The 3,541-nt window shown below is 42.2% G+C and carries 3 protein-coding genes; all 3 read left to right on the top strand.

Going from position 1 to position 3,541, the window contains the following annotated elements:
• Positions 1–707: FGGY-family carbohydrate kinase (locus B2V92_RS10545; RefSeq protein WP_293307625.1), on the top strand; the 707-nt coding region annotated here is incomplete at its 5' end.
• Between the two features lie 137 nt (positions 708–844).
• On the top strand, positions 845–2,176 hold the full coding sequence (gene xylA, locus B2V92_RS10540; RefSeq protein ID WP_293307623.1) for a xylose isomerase: 1,332 nt from the start codon (positions 845–847) through the stop codon (positions 2,174–2,176).
• Between the two features lie 296 nt (positions 2,177–2,472).
• Positions 2,473–3,541: sodium:solute symporter family transporter (locus tag B2V92_RS10535; protein WP_293307621.1), on the top strand; the 1,069-nt coding region annotated here is incomplete at its 3' end.

Raw genomic sequence — 3,541 nt, 5'->3', positions numbered from 1 at the left:
CCCCCCCAGCCGGTACCTCGGGTGTAATTTATGGCGTAAGTGGCGGTTTAACCTACGATAAACAATCGAGGGTAAATACTTTTGCACATGTAACCTATTCTGCCGAAAAAAAACATACCGGCGTACTCCTTTGTATTAACGGTACGGGGAGTATGTACCGCTGGGCCAAACATAATTTTGCACCAAAAGCTACCTACGCAGAACTGAATAACCTGGCCGCCGAAGCGCCAATAGGAAGCAACGGATTAAAAGTGCTGCCTTTTGGTAACGGTGCCGAACGGATGTTGAACAATAAATATACCGGGGCCCAGTTATTGGGAATAGATTTAAACACACACAATCAATCAACCATTTTTAGGGCCATACAGGAAGGAATTGCCTTTGCTTTTCGCTACGGGCTGGATATTATGCGCCAAAATGGTATGCAACCCAAGGTAATCCGCGCCGGATTGGCAAACCTGTTTTTAAGCGAAGTTTTTGCGCAAACTTTTGTGGATGTAACCGGTGTCCCTGTCGAATTGTATGAAAACGACGGAAGTGTTGGCGCTGCTTTGGGCGCTGGTATCGGAGCAGGTATTTTTAAGAGTGCCGAAGAAGCATTTAACAAACATGAAGTGATTAAAACCTTACAGCCGCAAAATTCGGAAGCATACGAGCCGATTTACCAGGATTGGAAAGAAATATTGGAAAAAGAATTAGCAAAATAAAGGTTCATGGCTCATGGTCTATTGGCTCATAGATAAGTTTGCTATAAACTATCAACCAACAAACCATCAACTAAATACCATGAAGTAACAAACCATAGGCCATGAGCCATCAACCAAAAGACCAAAAATAAAAACACATGACAAAAGTAGTAACAGGAGCAAAAGAATTTTTTAAAGGCATTGATCAGATCCAGTTTGAAGGCTTAACCAGCGACAATCCATTAGCCTTTAGGTGGTACGATGCCAATAGAGTAGTGGCCGGCAAAACCATGAACGAGCATTTTAAATTTGCCTGTGCCTATTGGCACTCATTTAATGGCAATGGTTCCGATCCTTTTGGTGGTGCAACACATGTTTTTCCATGGGATGAAAAAAAAGATGCCGTAGAAAGGGCAAAAGATAAAATGGATGCCGCTTTTGAGTTTATTACCAAAGTGCAGATCCCTTATTACTGTTTCCACGATGTAGATGTAGTAGATTATACCGACGATGTTGCCGAAAATGAACGGAGGCTACAGACCCTGGTTGAATATGCAAAACAAAAACAGGCCGAAAGCGGTGTTAAACTACTTTGGGGAACGGCGAACCTGTTCAGCCATAAACGTTACATGAACGGCGCCTCTACCAACCCCGATTTTCATGTTTTGGCACATGGAGCGGCACAGGTTAAAGCTGCTTTGGATGCTACAATTGCCCTGGGTGGCGAGAATTATGTTTTCTGGGGTGGACGTGAAGGCTATATGAGCCTTTTAAACACCAATATGAAACGCGAGCAGGAGCATTTGGCCAGATTTTTACATACTGCCAAAGATTATGCACGTAAACAGGGCTTTAAAGGCACTTTCTTTATCGAACCTAAACCATGTGAGCCTTCAAAACACCAGTACGATTATGATGCAGCAACGGTTAAAGGCTTTTTACAGCAGTACGATCTTTTGGCCGATTTTAAATTAAATTTAGAGGTTAACCATGCTACCCTCGCCGGTCATACATTCCAGCACGAATTACAGGTTGCTGTTGATAATGGTTTGTTGGGGTCTATTGATGCCAACCGCGGCGATTACCAGAACGGCTGGGATACCGACCAGTTCCCGAATGATATTAATGAACTGACCGAAACCATGTTGATCATCTTGGAAGGTGGCGGTTTTCAGGGCGGAGGCGTAAACTTTGATGCTAAAATCCGCCGTAACTCAACCGATCCTAAAGATTTGTTTTATGCACATGTAGGTGGTATGGATATTTTTGCAAGGGCTTTGGTTACTGCTGATGCCATCCTTCAAAAATCTGATTACAAAAAAATAAGGACCGATCGTTACGCGTCTTTTGATAGTGGTAAAGGTGCAGAATTTGAGCAGGGTAAATTAAGCCTGGAAGACCTCAGAAATTTTGCGGCAGAAAATGGCGAACCGGAAGTGCGCAGTGGAAAACAGGAATACCTGGAAAACCTGATCAACAGGTATATTTAATCTCAAACGCTGTGGTCCGTGTCTTCACGGACCACTTGCTTAATAAAACCCATCATCTCGACTGAAGCATAGCGAAATGGAGAGATCTATAGGTGATAGTCCGTGGTACGTGTCTCCCTGCGCCGTGGTACGTGTCCTCACGTACCACAAGCTAAAAAAATCAATTTCCATACTTAATTTTGATCGTTCGTGATTTATAAACGTTATTAAGACGTTTTTTAATTGAAAAAAAAGCAGGTATTATTTCATGATTTTATTACATTTAACTTTCTAAACCAAATAACCGCTATTAATTAATGAAACAAAATTTATTGGACTCGAAGGATTACATTGTATTTGCAATCTACTTCGTTATTGTGGCTGCTTACGGTCTGTACATCTACAACAAGAAAAAATCCGCATCAACAGGCTCAAAAGACTATTTTTTGGCAGAAGGATCGCTTACCTGGTGGGCAATCGGTGCATCTTTAATTGCCTCAAATATTTCGGCCGAGCAATTTATCGGTATGAGCGGATCGGGCTTTAAGATGGGGTTGGCAATTGCAACTTACGAGTGGATGGCGGCCCTTACCCTGGTAATTGTTGCGGTTTTCTTTATTCCGGTTTACCTGAAAAACAAGATTGCCACAATGCCACAATTCCTGCACCAACGTTATAACGGTACAGTAGCCATGATTATGGCGGTGTTCTGGTTATTGTTATATGTAGTGGTAAACTTAACTTCGATCCTTTATTTAGGCGCCTTGGCGGTAAGCAGTATCTCTGGTTTCGACCTAACTTTCTGTATGTATGCCATTGCCATTTTTGCTATTGTGATTACGCTTGGCGGGATGAAAGTAATCGGTTATACCGATGTAATCCAGGTGTTTTTCCTGATCTTGGGCGGATTAGCCACAACTTATTTAGCTTTAAACCTGGTTTCTACACATTATGGAACATCAGGTATTTTTGAAGGCTATAGTTTAATGACCACTAAAGCCTCGGAGCATTTCCACATGATTTTAAAACCTGATAACGAAAATTATATTGATTTACCAGGCTTGAGCGTACTTGTAGGTGGTATGTGGATTGTGAACCTGAACTATTGGGGCTGTAACCAGTACATTACCCAACGTGCTTTGGGGGCTGATTTAAAAACAGCACGTGGAGGTATTTTATTCGCGGCATTCTTAAAATTATTGATGCCGATTATCGTGGTATTACCAGGTATTGCGGCTTATGTATTGTATAAAGATGGGGCTTTCCAGTCGGAAATGCTACAGGATGGTTCGGTTAACCCCGACCGTGCATATCCGGTATTGTTGAATCTGTTACCTGCCGGATTAAAAGGTTTATCATTTGCTGCATTAACGGCTGCGGTAGTAG

The sequence above is a fragment of the Pedobacter sp. UBA5917 genome, from assembly GCF_002432345.1.
Classification (GTDB): Bacteria; Bacteroidota; Bacteroidia; order Sphingobacteriales; family Sphingobacteriaceae; genus Pedobacter.
The sequence above is the reverse complement of the archived record's forward strand: the minus strand, read 5'-3'. Positions and strand labels throughout refer to the sequence as shown.